Genomic DNA, 15,460 nt, shown 5'->3' on the forward strand with positions numbered 1-15,460 from the left:
GGAGTGGACTTGTCCACGAAGACGTTCAATGGGCATCCTGAGATGTGTTGTACGGAACTGATCACATCACCCACGCTGGAGCCTTATACCCCCGGCCTGTTAACATTCCGCGCTTGATTGACCTATTTCGGGATTTTCCATGACCACCGTTCGTACCCGCATCGCGCCATCGCCCACGGGCGACCCTCACGTCGGCACGGCCTATATCGCGTTGTTCAACTACTGCTTTGCCAAACAGCACGGTGGCGAGTTCATTCTGCGCATTGAAGACACCGATCAGTTGCGCTCGACCCGCGAGTCCGAACAGCAGATTTTCGACGCTCTGCGCTGGCTGGGCATCGACTGGAGCGAAGGCCCGGACGTCGGCGGCCCGCACGGCCCTTACCGCCAAAGCGAGCGAGGCGAGATCTACAAGAAGTATGCGCAGCAACTGGTCGAACTGGGCCATGCCTTTCCGTGCTTCTGCACCGCCGAAGAGCTCGACGAGATGCGCGCCGAGCAGCAGGCCAGGGGTGAAACCCCGCGTTACGACGGTCGTGCCTTGCTGCTTTCCAAGGAGGAAGTCCAGCGTCGTCTGGACGCCGGCGAGCCGCATGTGATCCGCATGAAAGTGCCGACCGAAGGCGTCTGCGTGGTGCCCGACATGCTGCGTGGTGAAGTTGAAATCCCTTGGGACCGCATGGACATGCAGGTCCTGATGAAGACTGACGGTCTGCCGACCTATTTTCTCGCCAACGTTGTCGATGACCACCTGATGGGCATCACTCACGTACTGCGTGGCGAAGAATGGCTGCCATCGGCGCCGAAACTGATCCTGCTCTACGAGTATTTCGGCTGGGACAAGCCACAGTTGTGCTACATGCCGCTGCTGCGTAACCCCGACAAGAGCAAGCTGTCCAAGCGCAAGAACCCGACTTCGGTGACTTTCTACGAGCGCATGGGCTTCATGCCCGAGGCGATGCTCAACTACCTGGGCCGTATGGGCTGGTCGATGCCGGACGAGCGCGAGAAGTTCTCGCTGCAGGAAATGGTCGACAACTTCGACCTGTCGCGTGTCTCGCTGGGCGGGCCGATCTTCGATATCGAGAAGCTGTCCTGGCTCAACGGCCAGTGGTTGCGTGAACTGCCGGTCGAGGAGTTTGCTTCGCGTCTGCAGACATGGGCGCTGAACCCCGATTACATGATGAAGATCGCGCCGCACGTGCAGGGCAGGGTGGAGACCTTTAGCCAGGTCGCGCCGCTGGCAGGCTTTTTCTTCGCGGGTGGCGTCACGCCGGATGCCAAACTGTTCGAGCACAAGAAGCTGTCGCCGGAACAGGTGCGCCAGGTGATGCAGTTGATCCTCTGGAAGCTGGAATCGCTGCGTCAGTGGGAGAAGGAGCGGATCATGGGTTGCATACAGGCCGTCGTCGAGCATCTGCAGCTCAAGCTGCGTGATGCCATGCCACTGATGTTTGCAGCGATCACCGGTCAGGCCAATTCGGTCTCGGTGACCGATGCGATGGAAATCCTCGGGCCGGACCTGACTCGCTTCCGCTTGCGTCAGGCACTGGATTTGCTGGGCGGCGTGTCGAAGAAAGAAAACAAGGAATGGGAAAAGCTCCTTGGCGCCATCGCATGAGGTAATGCCTGCGCTGCCAGTTACCTCCCGGTTTTGCGGGGGGGCGAATGGTAAGTGGTTGTATTACCGACAAAAAAGTTTGGAAATTGTAAAAAATAAATTTGACAGCTCTGCCACTCACGCTTAATATGCGCCCCGTCCACTTATGTGGGGCTTTAGCTCAGCTGGGAGAGCGCCTGCATGGCATGCAGGAGGTCAGCGGTTCGATCCCGCTAAGCTCCACCAAATTTAGCGTTTCAGAACTTCGCTACACTGTTCTGGGATGATGCAAGGCAGCCGGATCCAGCGACCGGTTATCTGCAGAAGAAGGTTTTGTCCCCTTCGTCTAGTGGCCTAGGACACCGCCCTTTCACGGCGGTAACAGGGGTTCGAGTCCCCTAGGGGACGCCAGTTTTACCGAGTGATGCTGTAAGGCTGATCTCCGCCGAGAGGCGAAAAATCTGGGGCTTTAGCTCAGCTGGGAGAGCGCCTGCATGGCATGCAGGAGGTCAGCGGTTCGATCCCGCTAAGCTCCACCAATTTGCCAGGGTTCACCAATCGGTGATCCTGACTGAAGGTTTGCGTCCCCTTCGTCTAGTGGCCTAGGACACCGCCCTTTCACGGCGGTAACAGGGGTTCGAGTCCCCTAGGGGACGCCACGATTTCCCGCTATGCGGGACCAAGGGTCATTCGATTATTGAATGGCCCTTTTGTTTTTCCAGGGTTTGAAAATCCTTCTTTCCGGTTTTGCTCCGTCATACACCAATCTTGTTGAGCATAGTGTCGAAATCCCGACTATCGTGCCGACGCTCTGCGTCGGTATGCCGTTCAGGATGTTCCGCGTCTTCTTCAGTCTGTGAGCGCACATCTCGTACCTGCACGTGGGAACCAGAGCCATGACCCGCTACACTCCCGCTAATCGCATTCACTCAAGCAGGAGCACGCATGGTCTGGGATCGGGCAACGCCTTTCGTCATTGACCTTAACGTCGGCGCCGAAGAAATAGACGGGCTGGGGCATGCCAATAACGCGGTATACGTTTCCTGGCTTGAACGCTGCGCCTGGCGGCATTCGCAGTTTCTGGGCCTGGACCTGACCGAGTATCGGCGTCTGGACCGGGCCATGGCAGTGGTCAGGCACGAGATCGACTACCTTGCAAGTGCCTACGAGAACGACGAACTGCAACTGGCGACCTGGATCACTGACTGGGACCGCCGCCTGAAAATGACCCGCTGCTTTCAGCTCAAGCGGCCTGCCGACAACCTGACATTATTGCGCGCGCAAACCACTTTCGTGTGCATCGAGCTATCGAGCGGAAGGCCCAAACGCATGCCGGTAGAGTTTATCGAAGGCTACGGCTCGGCGATTCTCGACAGCGACATTTCCAATCCGCACGCCGGGCAGTAAACTGCCGGACTTTTTTTCGAGTGTGATCCATGCAAATTGCTCTGGCGCCCATGGAGGGGTTGGTCGACGACATCCTGCGCGATGCCCTGACGAAAGTGGGTGGCATCGACTGGTGCGTGACTGAATTCATCCGGGTGTCCGAGCGTTTGATGCCGGCGCACTACTTCTACAAGTACGCTTCGGAGTTTCACAAGGGCGCCAAAACTGACGCAGGCACGCCTTTACGGCTCCAGCTGTTGGGCTCCGATCCGGGGTGTCTGGCCGAGAATGCTGCGTTCGCCTGCGAGCTGGGTGCACCGGTACTGGACCTGAACTTCGGTTGCCCGGCCAAGACCGTCAACCGCTCCCGTGGCGGTGCCATTCTGCTCAAGGAGCCGGAACTGCTGCACTCCATCGTCAATCAGGTGCGCCGTGCGTTGCCCCGACACATCCCCGTGACTGCCAAGATGCGCCTGGGCTACGAAAACACTGATGGCGCGCTGGATTGCGCCCGGGCGTTGGCCGACGGCGGGGCAGAGCAGATCGTCGTTCATGCACGTACCAAGGTCGATGGCTACAAGCCGCCGGCGCACTGGGAGTGGATTGCGCGCATTCAGGAAGTGGTCAAGATCCCGGTAGTCGCCAATGGCGAGATCTGGACCGTTGATGACTGGCTTCGCTGCCGTGAGATCTGCGGCGCGCGGGACATCATGATTGGTCGCGGTCTGGTGGCGCGCCCTGACCTTGCCCGGCAGATTGCTGCGGCTCAGAAGGGCGAAGAGGTTGTGCCGATGACCTGGGAGGAGTTGCAGCCTATGCTGCGTACCTTCTGGCAGGACTGCCTGGTCAAGATGACGCTCATTCAGGCGCCGGGCCGCCTGAAGCAATGGCTGGTGCTGCTGACCAAGAGCTACCCGCAAGCCACTCTGATGTTCGATTTGCTTCGTCGCGAAACCGACTGCGCGCGGATCAGCGTGTTGCTCGGTTGCTCATCCGAAATCCAACCCGACGAACGGTCGATAAAAGCCTGAAAAAGCCTCTTGAAAAGCGAATGGCTGTCCCTACTTTGGTGATCAAGCGATGCCGAAAACGGGTCGCGTAAACCACTCGCTGATAAACAGGAGAATTGTTATGGCTACTGCATTTTCTCTGGCTCCACTGTTTCGCAATTCAGTGGGATTCGACCGCTTCAACGACCTCTTCGAGTCGGCGGCACGAAATGAGACAACCAGCGGCTACCCTCCCTACAATGTGGAGCGGCACACCGATGACCATTACCGAATCGTGATTGCTGCAGCAGGCATGCAAGAGCAGGATCTCGAGTTGCAGGTTGAGAAAGGTGTGCTGACCGTGATCGGCAGCAAGCGTGAGCAAGAAGCCGAGAACGTTACTTATCTGCATCAGGGTATTGCCCGGCGTGAATTCAAGCTGTCGTTCAGGCTGGCTGACAATATCGAAGTCAAAGGGGCCGATCTGTCTCACGGCCTGCTGAATATTGACCTGGTGCGGAACGTGCCGGAAGAAGCAAAACCAAAGCGTATTCCGCTCAACAGCCAGAAAGCGCTGGAAAACTGATCCGTCAGGTGACGTTGAGTCAGCGGCACGTAACAGCAAAGGCGCCTTCGGGCGCCTTTGTTTGTTTCAAGGATGATGTGCAGGCCGTTTTAGTTGCAGCAGCGATTCGAACTCAGGACCGGGCAGCGGCTCGCTGAACAGATACCCCTGATAGTTGTAACAACCTACTTTTTCGAGAAACGCCAGCTGCTCCGGAGTTTCTACGCCTTCGGCAATGACATTCAGCTTGAGGCTCTGAGCCATTGCCACGATGGCCCGAATGATTTCCGCATCATTAGGGTCATTGGCGGCGTCCTGAACAAATGACTGATCGATCTTCAGCGTATCCACCGGCAACCGTTTGAGGTAGGTGAGCGACGAGTAGCCGGTACCGAAATCATCCATGGCGAAGCTCACGCCCAGGCTTTTCAGGCTGCGCATCTTGAGGATCGTGTCGTCCAGATTCTGGATGACGATGCCTTCGGTTATTTCCAGTTTGAGCATGGAGGCAGGCAACTGATGTTGTTTCAGGCTGTGTTCTACTCGCTCGACGAAGTCGTTCTGACGAAACTGGCGAGGACTGATATTGACCCCCATCAGAAAGCGGTCTTTCGCAACCAGCCCCTGGCTCAACAGCAGGCCGCCGATTTTACAGGCATCGTCAAGAATCCTGCTACCAACCTCCAGAATCATGCCGCTCTCTTCCAGTATCTGGACAAACTGGTCGGGAGGCAGCAGGCCATACTCCGGGTGCTGCCAGCGCAGCAGCGCTTCTGCCCCCGTTATCTGGTTGTCTCGGCAATCGACCTGAGCCTGAAAATGCAGATGGAATTCATTACGGGTCAGTGCCATGCGCAAATCGTTTTCGAGCTGCAAGCGCTTGCTGACCGCCTGCTGCATTGACACGTGGAAGAACTGTGACGTATTGCGTCCGGCATCCTTGGCGCGATACAGGGCGATATCGGCACGCTTGAGCACATCGGCCGGGGTCAGGCCGTCATCGGGAATCAGCACTATACCGATGCTCGGTGTCACCTGCAGGCGATGTCCATCGAGGAACATCGGTTCGGCCAGCAGCACGCGCAGGTTGTCGGACAGGACCCGCACCTTGCGAGTGACTTCATCCAGAGAGCCGTCCAGCCCGCAGATCAGCACCACAAATTCGTCACCGCCCAGACGGGCCACGGTGTCTTCCTGGCGCACGCTGGCTTCCAGTCGCGCGGCGACCACATTAAGCACGCTGTCACCCACCGGATGGCCGAGCGAATCATTGATGTGTTTGAAATAGTCCAGGTCCAGAAACAGCAGGGCGCCGCGCAGGTTCTGGTGCTTGAGCAGTGACAACTGCTGACCGAGCCGGTCCATCAGCAACGCTCTGTTCGGCAGCCCGGTCAGCGGGTCGTGATACGCCAGGTGGTGTATCTGCGCCTGGGCGTTTTTCAACTGACCAATGTCGCGCGCGTTCATGAGCAGGCAGGCGGTTTCGTTCAGGGTGATGAAGTCCACCGAGATATCCAGCACCAGCGGGTCGCCATTTTTGTCGCGACCGTTCATTTCCCGGTGATGCACACGGCCTTTCAGGCGCAGCTCGTCGATCATGTACTCGCGCTGCAACGTGTCGGTCCAGATACCGATTTCATGCGCCGTGCGGCCGACCACTTCCTGAGCGCTGAAGCCGGCGAGCCGGCAGAAGCCGTCGTTGACTTCCACGTAGCGTCCCGAGTCGATTTCGGTGATGGTGATCGAGTCCGGGCTTGAGTGGAACGCCTTGGCGAACTTCTCTTCACTGGCCTCAAGGGCTGCCTGGGCTCGTTTCTGGGTGATGTCCATCAGCGTGCCGGCCAGTCTCGACAGTTGACCCTGAGCGTCCCGGTATAGCCGGGCACGACTTTCGAGCAGGCGCGATGAGCCGTCTATGAGTTGGAAGCGGTAGATGATCTGCAGGTAGTCATCGTGATTGTCGACGGCCGCCTGGTAAGCATCGCATATTCGGCGGCGCTCTTCGGTGGGCAGCCTGCTGAAGAAACGTTCGGCATCATCGTCGAATGGCTGTGCGCCCATGCCATGCAGGTATGCCGTTTGCGTCGAGGCTTGCATTCTGTTGCTGACGACGTCCAGATCCCATGTGCCCATCTGCGCGAGATCCAGTGCCAGTTGCAGGCGGTCACCGGTCTCTTTCAGCAGGCGCAGCGCATCATCGTGCGATGGCTTGCCTGGCGATGAAGCAGTGTGTGGCGGGTTGGGCATGGGATCACTGGCCTTTGATTGATAAAACCGTTAGAGCGAGCGGTCCGCGTTCTGCAGCGGGGCTTATTTACTGTGTCTGCGCGTCAAGCAATTTCATGAATGCTCTTGCTGCATTTGAAAGCGTTCGTTCAGTGTGCAGGATGTAGCCTAGCTGGCGATTGAGTTGCACGCCGGGCAATGGAATACGCGCTACTTGCTCATCGAGCATGGTGCGCGGCAGAACGCTCCAGGCCAGGCCGATGGAAACCATCATCTTGATGGTCTCCATATAATTGGTGCTCATTGCAATGTTGGGCTTGAGGCCCTGAGCCTCGCACAGCTTGCTGACGATGTGATGGGTGAAGGTGTTGCTGCCCGGAAACACTGCCGGGTAACGCACTATGTCTTCAAGTTTCATCGGCCCGCCGTTGGCCAGCGGGTGTTCAGGGGCTGCAACGAAGTCCAGTGGGTCGTCCCAGACGGGCATTGCGCGGATCAAGGTATGCGGTTCGGGCGCCAGGGTGATGACTGCAAGCTCTGCGCGGCCATGCAGAATCTCTTCGTATGCCACTTCCGAATCGAGAAACTGGATGTCCAGCGCAACCTTCGGGTAGGCGCGAGTGAAGGCCCGCAGCACGGGGGGCAAGCGATGCAGGCCGATATGGTGGCTGGTCGCCAAGGTCAGGCGGCCGGTAACTTCGCCGGTCAGGTTGGTCAGCGCGCGTCGGGTGTCATCCAGCACGTTGAGAATCTGATAGGCGCGGGGCAACAAGGCGCGGCCTGCTTCGGTAAGGCTGACTTCGCGACCCAGGCGGTCGAACAAACGGACATTGAGCTGCTGTTCCAGGCCGGCAATGCGCTTGCTGATCGCAGGTTGGGTGATGTGCAGCCGCTCACCGGCGCCGGAGAAGCTTCCGGTCTCGGCGATAGCGATAAAGGCATTGAGGTTGGCGAGGTCCATAGTCGGATTCCATTTGGTTATCCAAAGCATGAAAATTATGAATTTGAGTTATTTAAGCATATTCCATACGATGAACACACAAGCCGAAAGGGTCATCATCACGATTGCCCAAGGCATATAAAGAAGCTGATGAGGAAGTACGTCCGATGGCCGGGAAAACGCTCTACGACAAGCTCTGGGATTCGCATTTGGTCAAACAGCGCGACGACGGTTCGGCGCTGATCTACATTGACCGGCATATCATCCACGAAGTGACCTCGCCGCAAGCGTTCGAAGGCCTGCGGCTGGCGAAGCGCAAGCCATGGCGGATCGACTCGATCATCGCCACGCCTGACCACAACGTTCCGACCACCGCAGAACGCAAGGGTGGCATCAATGCCATTGAAGATCAGGTGTCGCGTCTGCAGGTGCAGACCCTCGACGACAACTGCGACGAGTACGGCATCATCGAATTCAAGATGAACGACCCGCGCCAGGGCATTGTTCACGTCATCTGCCCGGAGCAGGGCGCAACCCTGCCAGGCATGAGCGTGGTCTGCGGCGACTCGCACACCTCGACCCACGGCGCGTTTGGCGCACTGGCGCACGGTATCGGTACTTCGGAGGTCGAGCATGTGCTCGCCACCCAGTGTCTGGTGGCCAAGAAAATGAAGAACATGCTGGTCTCGGTCGAAGGGCAACTGCCGTTCGGCGTGACTGCAAAAGACATTGTGCTGGCCGTGATCGGCAAGATCGGCACCGCCGGCGGTAACGGTTATGCCATCGAGTTCGCCGGCAGCGCGATTCGCGACCTGTCGATCGAAGGTCGCATGACCATCTGCAACATGTCCATCGAAGCAGGTGCCCGGGTCGGCATGGTGGCTACCGACGAGAAAACCGTCGAGTACGTCAAAGGCCGTCCGTTTGCGCCGAAGGGCGCTGAATGGGACCTCGCCGTCGAGGCCTGGAAAGACCTGGTGTCCGATCCGGACGCCGTGTTCGATACCGTGGTCAAGCTTGATGCTGCGCAGATCAAACCGCAGGTCAGCTGGGGTACTTCGCCGGAAATGGTGCTGGCGGTCGATCAGAACGTGCCGGACCCTGCGCAGGAGCCGGACCTGGTCAAGCGTGGCTCCATTGAGCGCGCCCTCAAATATATGGGCCTGAAAGCCAATCAGCCGATCACCGATATCCAGCTGGATCGCGTGTTCATCGGCTCCTGCACCAACTCGCGGATCGAAGACCTGCGTGCCGCTGCCGATGTCGCCAAAGGGCGCAAGGTGGCCGCGACCATCAAGCAGGCCATCGTGGTGCCCGGTTCCGGTTTGATCAAGGAGCAGGCCGAGAAGGAAGGGCTGGACAAAGTCTTCATCGAAGCTGGCTTTGAATGGCGCGAGCCGGGCTGCTCGATGTGCCTGGCGATGAACCCGGACCGTCTGGGTTCCGGTGAGCACTGCGCGTCCACCTCCAACCGCAACTTTGAAGGCCGTCAGGGCGCTGGCGGTCGCACGCATCTGGTAAGCCCGGCGATGGCTGCTGCGGCGGCGGTCAATGGCCGTTTCATCGATGTCCGCGACTTGATCCAGCTTTGAGGAATCCAGCATGAAAGCCTTTACCCAGCACAGTGGCCTGGTCGCTCCTCTGGACCGAGCCAACGTCGACACTGACCAGATCATCCCCAAGCAGTTTCTCAAGTCGATCAAGCGCACGGGCTTTGGTCCGAACCTGTTCGATGAATGGCGTTACCTGGACGTGGGACAGCCTTATCAGGACAACTCCAAGCGTCCGCTGAACCACGATTTCGTGCTCAACCACGAGCGTTATCAGGGGGCCAGCGTTCTGTTGGCTCGGGAAAACTTCGGCTGTGGCTCCAGCCGCGAGCACGCACCGTGGGCGCTGGAAGAGTACGGTTTTTGCGCAATCATCGCGCCGAGCTACGCTGACATCTTCTTCAATAACAGCTTCAAGAACGGCCTGTTGCCGATCATTCTGAGCGAAGCTGACGTTGACGAGCTGTTCAAGCAGGTCGAGGCAAGCCTCGGCTATCAGTTGAGCATCGACCTGCAAGCACAGACCGTCACCCGGCCTGACGGCAAGGTCCTGAGCTTTGAAATCGACGCGTTCCGCAAACACTGCCTGCTCAATGGTCTGGACGACATCGGCCTGACGCTGATGGATGCCGACGCAATCGCCAGTTTCGAGAGCAAGCACCGCGCCAGCCAGCCGTGGCTGTTCCGCGACTGATTCAGTTATCGCAACCTGTCTGTTTGCCAGCAAGGTGCCCTGCGCCTTGCTGGCAAAAGTGTTTAAGACAGGTGATAAATTTTTCGCCGCTGCGAGCGTTATAAACAGGCGTTGTTCACGACGCCGATGTACAAAATCGAGGATGTTATGAGCAAGCAGATTCTGATTCTCCCAGGTGATGGTATCGGTCCGGAAATCATGACGGAAGCGGTCAAGGTGCTGGAACTGGCCAATGAAAAGTACCAACTGGGCTTTGAATTGACCCACGACGTGATCGGCGGTGCAGCCATCGACAAGCATGGCGTGCCGCTGGCCGACGAGACCCTCGACCGCGCACGTGCAGCCGATGCCGTCCTGCTCGGTGCAGTCGGCGGTCCGAAATGGGACACCATCGAACGCGACATCCGTCCTGAGCGCGGTCTGCTGAAAATCCGTTCGCAACTGGGCTTGTTCGGCAACCTGCGTCCGGCGATCCTTTATCCGCAACTGGCCGACGCGTCGAGCCTCAAGCCGGAAATCGTTGCTGGTCTGGACATCCTGATCGTTCGCGAACTGACCGGTGGCATCTATTTTGGCGCGCCACGCGGTACTCGCGTGCTGGATAATGGCGAGCGTGAGGCTTATGACACGCTGCCGTACAGCGAAAGCGAGATCCGCCGCATTGCCAAGGTCGGTTTCGACATGGCTATGGTGCGTGGCAAGAAGCTTTGCTCCGTGGACAAGGCCAACGTGCTGGCCTCCAGCCAGTTGTGGCGTGAAATCGTCGAGCAGGTCGCCAGGGACTACCCGGAAGTCGAACTCAGCCACATGTACGTCGACAACGCCGCCATGCAACTGGTACGAGCACCCAAGCAGTTCGATGTGATCGTCACCGACAACCTGTTTGGCGACATCCTGTCCGATCAGGCGTCGATGCTCACTGGCTCCATCGGCATGCTGCCGTCGGCCTCGCTGGATACCGCCAACAAGGGCATGTATGAGCCTTGCCACGGTTCGGCACCGGACATTGCCGGCAAAGGCATCGCCAACCCGCTGGCGACCATTTTGTCGGTGTCGATGATGCTGCGTTACAGCTTCAACCTGACCGATGCCGCCGACGCTATCGAAAAAGCCGTCAGCTTGGTCCTGGACCAGGGTATCCGTACCGGCGACATCTGGTCCGAGGGCCATGTCAAAGTCGGTACGCAGGAAATGGGCGATGCAGTAGTCGCCGCGCTGCGGAATCTGTAATCTCTCTGGCCCGCCGCCTGCTGTTCACGCGCAGAGCGGCGGTCCCACTTTTATTCAAGGTGTAGTTGCGATGAAACGTGTAGGTCTGATCGGTTGGCGTGGCATGGTCGGTTCCGTGCTCATGCAGCGGATGCGGGAAGAGCAGGACTTCGATCTCATTGAGCCGGTGTTCTTCACTACCTCCAACGTCGGTGGCCAGGCGCCTTCGGTGGGCAAGGATGTTGCGCCGCTGAAAGATGCCTACAGCATCGATGAGCTGAAAACCCTCGACGTGGTTCTGACCTGTCAGGGCGGCGACTACACCAATGAGGTGTTCCCCAAGCTGCGCGAAGCAGGCTGGCAGGGCTACTGGATCGACGCGGCCTCTAGCCTGCGCATGCAGGATGATGCCGTGATCGTGCTTGACCCGGTCAACCGCAAGGTCATCGACCAGCAACTGGACGCGGGCACCAAAAACTACATTGGCGGTAACTGCACGGTCAGCCTGATGCTGATGGGCCTGGGCGGTCTGTTCGATGCCGGTCTGGTCGAGTGGACGAACGTCATGACCTATCAGGCGGCTTCCGGTGCCGGTGCGCAGAACATGCGTGAGCTGATCAGGCAGATGGGCGCGGTACACGCCTCGGTGGCTGACGAGCTGGCCAACCCGGCCAGCGCCATTCTGGATATCGACCGCAAGGTGGCAGAAGCCATGCGCAGCGAGTCGTTCCCGACCGAGAACTTCGGTGTGCCCCTGGCTGGCAGCCTGATCCCGTGGATCGACAAGGCGCTGCCGAACGGCCAGAGCCGCGAAGAGTGGAAAGGCCAGGCCGAGACCAACAAGATTCTTGGCCGTTTCAAGAGTCCGATCCCGGTCGATGGTATCTGCGTGCGCATCGGTGCCATGCGTTGCCACAGCCAGGCACTGACCATCAAGCTGAACAAGGATGTCCCGATTGCGGATATCGAAGGCCTGATCAGCCAGCACAACCCTTGGGTGAAGCTGGTGCCGAACAACCGTGAAGCCAGCATGCATGAGCTGAGCCCGACGGCCGTGACCGGTACCATGAGCGTGCCGGTAGGCCGTCTGCGCAAGTTGAACATGGGCTCGCAATACTTGGGCGCGTTCACGGTAGGTGACCAGCTGTTGTGGGGCGCGGCCGAACCGCTGCGTCGCATGCTGAGGATCCTGCTGGAGCGTTGATACTGCGGCTTTATACGAAACCCGCTGCCTGCAAGGGCAGCGGGTTTTTTATGGTCGACAGTTTTTACTTCTATGATTTCCCTATATATGGGATTGAAATTTACATATTGAGATAACTGTAACAACAGGTTTATAGTCGATCTGCACTCACTCCAATAAAACAACAGGTGAAGCAATGCAGGCGCAACTGATCGCACTCGATTGGGGGACGACTTCCCTTCGGGCTTATCGACTTGGCGAGCACGGCCAGGTGCTAGAACAGCGCGCGCTAAGCGCGGGCATCATGCAGTTGCCGACTACGCCGCGCCTTATTTCCGGGCAGCTGTGCAGTAACGGTTTCGATCTGGCGTTCGATCAGGCCTGCGGCGACTGGCTGGATGCCGAGCCCGAGTTGCCAGTGATCGCCTGCGGAATGGTCGGCAGCGCACAGGGCTGGCGAGAGGCGGCTTATCGGGAAACGCCTGCCAGCGTCAACGAGCTGAGTGCCGCCTTGCATACCGTGCGCAGCGCAAGTGGCGTTACCGTTCATATCATTCCCGGCGTGTTGCAGCGTGCAACCCTGCCCAATGTCATGCGTGGCGAAGAAACTCAGGTGCTGGGTGTGCTGGCCGGCCTAGACACTCAGGTTGATGGCCAGCCATTGCTGATCGGGCTACCGGGCAGCCATTCCAAATGGGTGCAGGTCGTTCGCGGACGCATCGTACATTTCGACACCTTCATGACCGGCGAGGTCTATGCCGCCCTGTGTGCGCATACGATTCTGGGCCGCACCATGCGGCCTGGCGAGGCGTTCGATGAGCAGGCCTTTGATCGCGGGTTGTCGATTGCCCTGTCGGATGCGGGCTCTGCCGGGCCGCTGTCCACCATTTTCAGTACCCGAACGCTCGGACTGACCGGGCAATTGCCCGCGAGCGCCCAGCCTGATTACCTTTCCGGCCTGTTGATCGGCCATGAGCTGGGCGCCATTGCCCGGCTGCATCTGCATAACCATGAACACCTGCCCGCAGTGATCCTGATTGGTAATGAGCTGTTGTGCGCGCGTTACGCACGAGGGCTGGTCGTCTGTGGGTTCCCAGGGGTGACATTGGCCGAGCAGGCGACCGAGCGCGGCCTGTGGCAAGTCGCTGTCCAGGCTGGCCTGATCGCGCGTCGTTCGTCCCAACACATTCGAGAGGTTTGACATGCTCAAGCAAGCATTGAAGGAAAACGGTCTGGTCGCGATTCTGCGTGGCCTGCGTCCCGAAGAAGCACCGGCAGTGGGCGATGTGCTGTACGAGGCCGGGTTTCGGGTCATCGAAGTGCCGCTCAACTCACCGCAACCGTTCGACAGTATCCGCTTGCTGCGCCAGCAACTGCCTGCCGATTGCCTGATCGGTGCCGGAACAGTGTTGACCCCCGAGCAAGTGACCCAGGTCAAGGATGCTGGCGGGCAGGTCATCGTCATGCCGCACAGCGATGCCAGGGTATTGCGTGCCGCCAAGGCCGCCGGACTGTTTCTGTCGCCAGGCGTCGCGACGCCGACCGAGGCGTTTGCTGCGCTGGCGGAAGGCGCGGATGTGCTCAAGCTGTTTCCTGCAGAGCAGATGTCGCCTGCGGTGGTCAAGGCATGGCTCGCGGTCTTGCCGAAGGGCACGATCTTGCTGCCGGTCGGCGGTATCTCGCCCGACAACATGAAGGTGTTCCTGGACGCAGGGGTGAAAGGCTTCGGCCTCGGTTCCGGGCTGTTCAAACCCGGCATGAGTGCTGCTGATGTCGCCGAGCGGGCCAAGGCCTATGTGGCCGCCTGGAAACAGCACAGCGCAGCGCATTCAGACTGACCGGCACTCTGGCTGCTTTAAACCAATAAGAGAATCAACAAGAGAAACCGCATCCATGAAAATCACCAAACTCACCACATTCATCGTTCCGCCGCGCTGGTGCTTCCTCAAGGTCGAGACCGACGAGGGCGTCGTCGGCTGGGGCGAGCCGGTGGTCGAAGGTCGCGCGCACACCGTGGCTGCCGCTGTGGAAGAGCTTTCCGATTACCTGATCGGCAAGGACCCGCGCAACATTGAGGACATCTGGACAGTGCTGTACCGCGGTGGCTTCTATCGTGGCGGCGCAATCCACATGAGCGCGCTGGCAGGTATCGATCAGGCGCTTTGGGACATCAAGGGCAAGGCGCTGGGAGTGTCGGTCAGCGACCTGCTTGGTGGCCAGGTGCGCGACAAGATACGTGTCTACTCATGGATTGGCGGTGATCGTCCTGCCGACACGGCGCGGGCGGCCAAAGAGGCGGTAGAGCGCGGTTTTACCGCCGTGAAGATGAATGGCACCGAAGAGCTGCAGTTTCTCGACACTTTCGACAAAGTCGACCTGGCATTGGCCAACGTTGCTGCTGTGCGTGACGCGGTGGGACCGAATGTGGGCATTGGCGTGGATTTCCATGGCAGGGTTCACAAGCCGATGGCCAAGGTGCTGATGAAAGAGCTGGATGCCTACAAGCTGATGTTCATCGAAGAGCCAGTGCTCAGCGAGAACTACGAAGCACTGAAAGAGCTGGCGCCGCTGACCAGCACGCCCATTGCACTGGGCGAACGGCTGTTCTCGCGCTGGGACTTCAAGCGCGTGTTGAGCGAAGGCTACGTTGACATCATTCAGCCTGATGCGTCCCACGCGGGCGGCATCACCGAGACCCGCAAGATCGCCAACATGGCCGAAGCCTACGACGTTGCGCTGGCGCTGCATTGCCCGCTGGGGCCGATTGCGCTGGCTGCCTGCCTGCAGTTGGACGCGGTTTGTTACAACGCCTTTATTCAGGAGCAGAGTCTGGGTATCCACTACAACGAAAGCAACGATCTGCTGGATTACGTCAAGCATCCGGAAGTCTTCGACTACGACAAAGGCATGGTCAAGATTCCCAATGGTCCGGGCCTTGGCATCGAAATCAACGAAGAGTACGTCATCGAGCGCGCCGCCATCGGCCACCGCTGGCGCAACCCGATCTGGCGTCACGCCGATGGCAGTTTTGCGGAGTGGTAGGGCGACTCCATGATCGTGCACACGCTCTTCGTTCAGCGTTTTATACAAGTCGGCTTTTGATTCTGGCCGAAGGCCG

General features: G+C 58.9%; 13 protein-coding genes and 4 tRNA genes. 15 read left to right on the plus strand and 2 right to left on the minus strand.

Features of this window, described 5'->3' with window-relative positions; genetic code table 11:
* The first annotated feature begins 139 nt into the window (after positions 1 to 139).
* From gltX to ALO43_RS22960, 8 genes are all read left to right on the plus strand, one after another.
* Complete coding sequence (gene gltX, locus ALO43_RS22925; RefSeq protein WP_024671147.1) at positions 140 to 1,621, plus strand: glutamate--tRNA ligase; 1,482 nt, start codon at positions 140 to 142, stop codon at positions 1,619 to 1,621.
* Between the two features lie 149 nt (positions 1,622 to 1,770).
* Positions 1,771 to 1,846: transfer RNA gene (locus ALO43_RS22930), tRNA-Ala, on the plus strand.
* Positions 1,847 to 1,935: 89 nt separating this feature from the next.
* A tRNA-Glu gene (locus tag ALO43_RS22935) sits at positions 1,936 to 2,011 on the plus strand.
* A gap of 52 nt (positions 2,012 to 2,063) precedes the next feature.
* Positions 2,064 to 2,139, plus strand: a tRNA-Ala gene (locus ALO43_RS22940).
* A gap of 44 nt (positions 2,140 to 2,183) precedes the next feature.
* A tRNA-Glu gene (locus ALO43_RS22945) sits at positions 2,184 to 2,259 on the plus strand.
* Between the two features lie 286 nt (positions 2,260 to 2,545).
* The gene (locus ALO43_RS22950; protein ID WP_005893720.1) at positions 2,546 to 3,007 is read left to right on the plus strand and encodes an acyl-CoA thioesterase; all 462 of its coding nucleotides are present in this window, start codon (positions 2,546 to 2,548) and stop codon (positions 3,005 to 3,007) included.
* A 29-nt stretch (positions 3,008 to 3,036) separates the two neighbouring features.
* The gene (locus ALO43_RS22955; protein ID WP_054998110.1) at positions 3,037 to 4,017 is read left to right on the plus strand and encodes a tRNA dihydrouridine synthase; all 981 of its coding nucleotides are present in this window, start codon (positions 3,037 to 3,039) and stop codon (positions 4,015 to 4,017) included.
* A 100-nt stretch (positions 4,018 to 4,117) separates the two neighbouring features.
* On the plus strand, positions 4,118 to 4,561 hold the full coding sequence (locus tag ALO43_RS22960) for an Hsp20 family protein (RefSeq protein WP_005893722.1): 444 nt from the start codon (positions 4,118 to 4,120) through the stop codon (positions 4,559 to 4,561).
* Between the two features lie 66 nt (positions 4,562 to 4,627).
* Here the strand turns inward: ALO43_RS22960 and ALO43_RS22965 are convergent, their stop codons facing one another.
* The gene (locus tag ALO43_RS22965; protein WP_054998111.1) at positions 4,628 to 6,787 is read right to left on the minus strand and encodes a putative bifunctional diguanylate cyclase/phosphodiesterase; all 2,160 of its coding nucleotides are present in this window, start codon (positions 6,785 to 6,787) and stop codon (positions 4,628 to 4,630) included.
* A 67-nt stretch (positions 6,788 to 6,854) separates the two neighbouring features.
* Positions 6,855 to 7,727 (minus strand): LysR family transcriptional regulator, encoded by an 873-nt coding sequence (locus tag ALO43_RS22970; RefSeq protein WP_005893725.1) that lies wholly within the window; start codon positions 7,725 to 7,727, stop codon positions 6,855 to 6,857.
* A 146-nt stretch (positions 7,728 to 7,873) separates the two neighbouring features.
* Between ALO43_RS22970 and leuC the strand changes: the two genes are divergently transcribed.
* The 7 genes from leuC (at position 7,874) to dgoD (ending at position 15,384) form a co-directional block, all read left to right on the plus strand.
* Positions 7,874 to 9,298 (plus strand): 3-isopropylmalate dehydratase large subunit, encoded by a 1,425-nt coding sequence (leuC, locus tag ALO43_RS22975; protein WP_005893727.1) that lies wholly within the window; start codon positions 7,874 to 7,876, stop codon positions 9,296 to 9,298.
* A gap of 10 nt (positions 9,299 to 9,308) precedes the next feature.
* The gene (leuD, locus tag ALO43_RS22980) at positions 9,309 to 9,950 is read left to right on the plus strand and encodes a 3-isopropylmalate dehydratase small subunit (protein ID WP_005893728.1); all 642 of its coding nucleotides are present in this window, start codon (positions 9,309 to 9,311) and stop codon (positions 9,948 to 9,950) included.
* 147 nt (positions 9,951 to 10,097) lie between these two features.
* Positions 10,098 to 11,180 (plus strand): 3-isopropylmalate dehydrogenase, encoded by a 1,083-nt coding sequence (gene leuB / locus ALO43_RS22985; protein WP_024669562.1) that lies wholly within the window; start codon positions 10,098 to 10,100, stop codon positions 11,178 to 11,180.
* A 70-nt stretch (positions 11,181 to 11,250) separates the two neighbouring features.
* A complete protein-coding gene (gene asd, locus ALO43_RS22990; RefSeq protein WP_005893731.1) occupies positions 11,251 to 12,363 on the plus strand; it encodes an aspartate-semialdehyde dehydrogenase in 1,113 nt (370 codons plus the stop codon).
* 175 nt (positions 12,364 to 12,538) lie between these two features.
* On the plus strand, positions 12,539 to 13,543 hold the full coding sequence (locus ALO43_RS22995) for a 2-dehydro-3-deoxygalactonokinase (protein ID WP_053931300.1): 1,005 nt from the start codon (positions 12,539 to 12,541) through the stop codon (positions 13,541 to 13,543).
* A gap of 1 nt (position 13,544) precedes the next feature.
* Positions 13,545 to 14,180, plus strand: coding sequence for a 2-dehydro-3-deoxy-6-phosphogalactonate aldolase (locus ALO43_RS23000; RefSeq protein WP_024691006.1), 636 nt, complete (start codon positions 13,545 to 13,547; stop codon positions 14,178 to 14,180).
* Positions 14,181 to 14,235: 55 nt separating this feature from the next.
* A complete protein-coding gene (gene dgoD, locus ALO43_RS23005; RefSeq protein WP_005617237.1) occupies positions 14,236 to 15,384 on the plus strand; it encodes a galactonate dehydratase in 1,149 nt (382 codons plus the stop codon).
* Positions 15,385 to 15,460 lie beyond the last annotated feature (76 nt).

Source organism: Pseudomonas tremae (genome assembly GCF_001401155.1).
Lineage (GTDB): Bacteria > Pseudomonadota > Gammaproteobacteria > Pseudomonadales > Pseudomonadaceae > Aquipseudomonas > Aquipseudomonas tremae.

What these genes read in the sequence shown, in the direction of transcription:
- ALO43_RS22950 (WP_005893720.1), top strand. Translation starts at nt 2,546, where the DNA reads ATGGTCTGGGATCGGGCAACGCCTTTCGTCATTGACCTTAACGTCGGC.
- ALO43_RS22970 (WP_005893725.1), bottom strand. Translation starts at nt 7,727, where the DNA reads ATGGACCTCGCCAACCTCAATGCCTTTATCGCTATCGCCGAGACCGGA.
- ALO43_RS22955 (WP_054998110.1), top strand. Translation starts at nt 3,037, where the DNA reads ATGCAAATTGCTCTGGCGCCCATGGAGGGGTTGGTCGACGACATCCTG.
- dgoD (WP_005617237.1), top strand. Translation starts at nt 14,236, where the DNA reads ATGAAAATCACCAAACTCACCACATTCATCGTTCCGCCGCGCTGGTGC.
- ALO43_RS23000 (WP_024691006.1), top strand. Translation starts at nt 13,545, where the DNA reads ATGCTCAAGCAAGCATTGAAGGAAAACGGTCTGGTCGCGATTCTGCGT.
- ALO43_RS22995 (WP_053931300.1), top strand. Translation starts at nt 12,539, where the DNA reads ATGCAGGCGCAACTGATCGCACTCGATTGGGGGACGACTTCCCTTCGG.
- asd (WP_005893731.1), top strand. Translation starts at nt 11,251, where the DNA reads ATGAAACGTGTAGGTCTGATCGGTTGGCGTGGCATGGTCGGTTCCGTG.
- leuB (WP_024669562.1), top strand. Translation starts at nt 10,098, where the DNA reads ATGAGCAAGCAGATTCTGATTCTCCCAGGTGATGGTATCGGTCCGGAA.
- ALO43_RS22960 (WP_005893722.1), top strand. Translation starts at nt 4,118, where the DNA reads ATGGCTACTGCATTTTCTCTGGCTCCACTGTTTCGCAATTCAGTGGGA.
- gltX (WP_024671147.1), top strand. Translation starts at nt 140, where the DNA reads ATGACCACCGTTCGTACCCGCATCGCGCCATCGCCCACGGGCGACCCT.
- leuD (WP_005893728.1), top strand. Translation starts at nt 9,309, where the DNA reads ATGAAAGCCTTTACCCAGCACAGTGGCCTGGTCGCTCCTCTGGACCGA.
- leuC (WP_005893727.1), top strand. Translation starts at nt 7,874, where the DNA reads ATGGCCGGGAAAACGCTCTACGACAAGCTCTGGGATTCGCATTTGGTC.
- ALO43_RS22965 (WP_054998111.1), bottom strand. Translation starts at nt 6,787, where the DNA reads ATGCCCAACCCGCCACACACTGCTTCATCGCCAGGCAAGCCATCGCAC.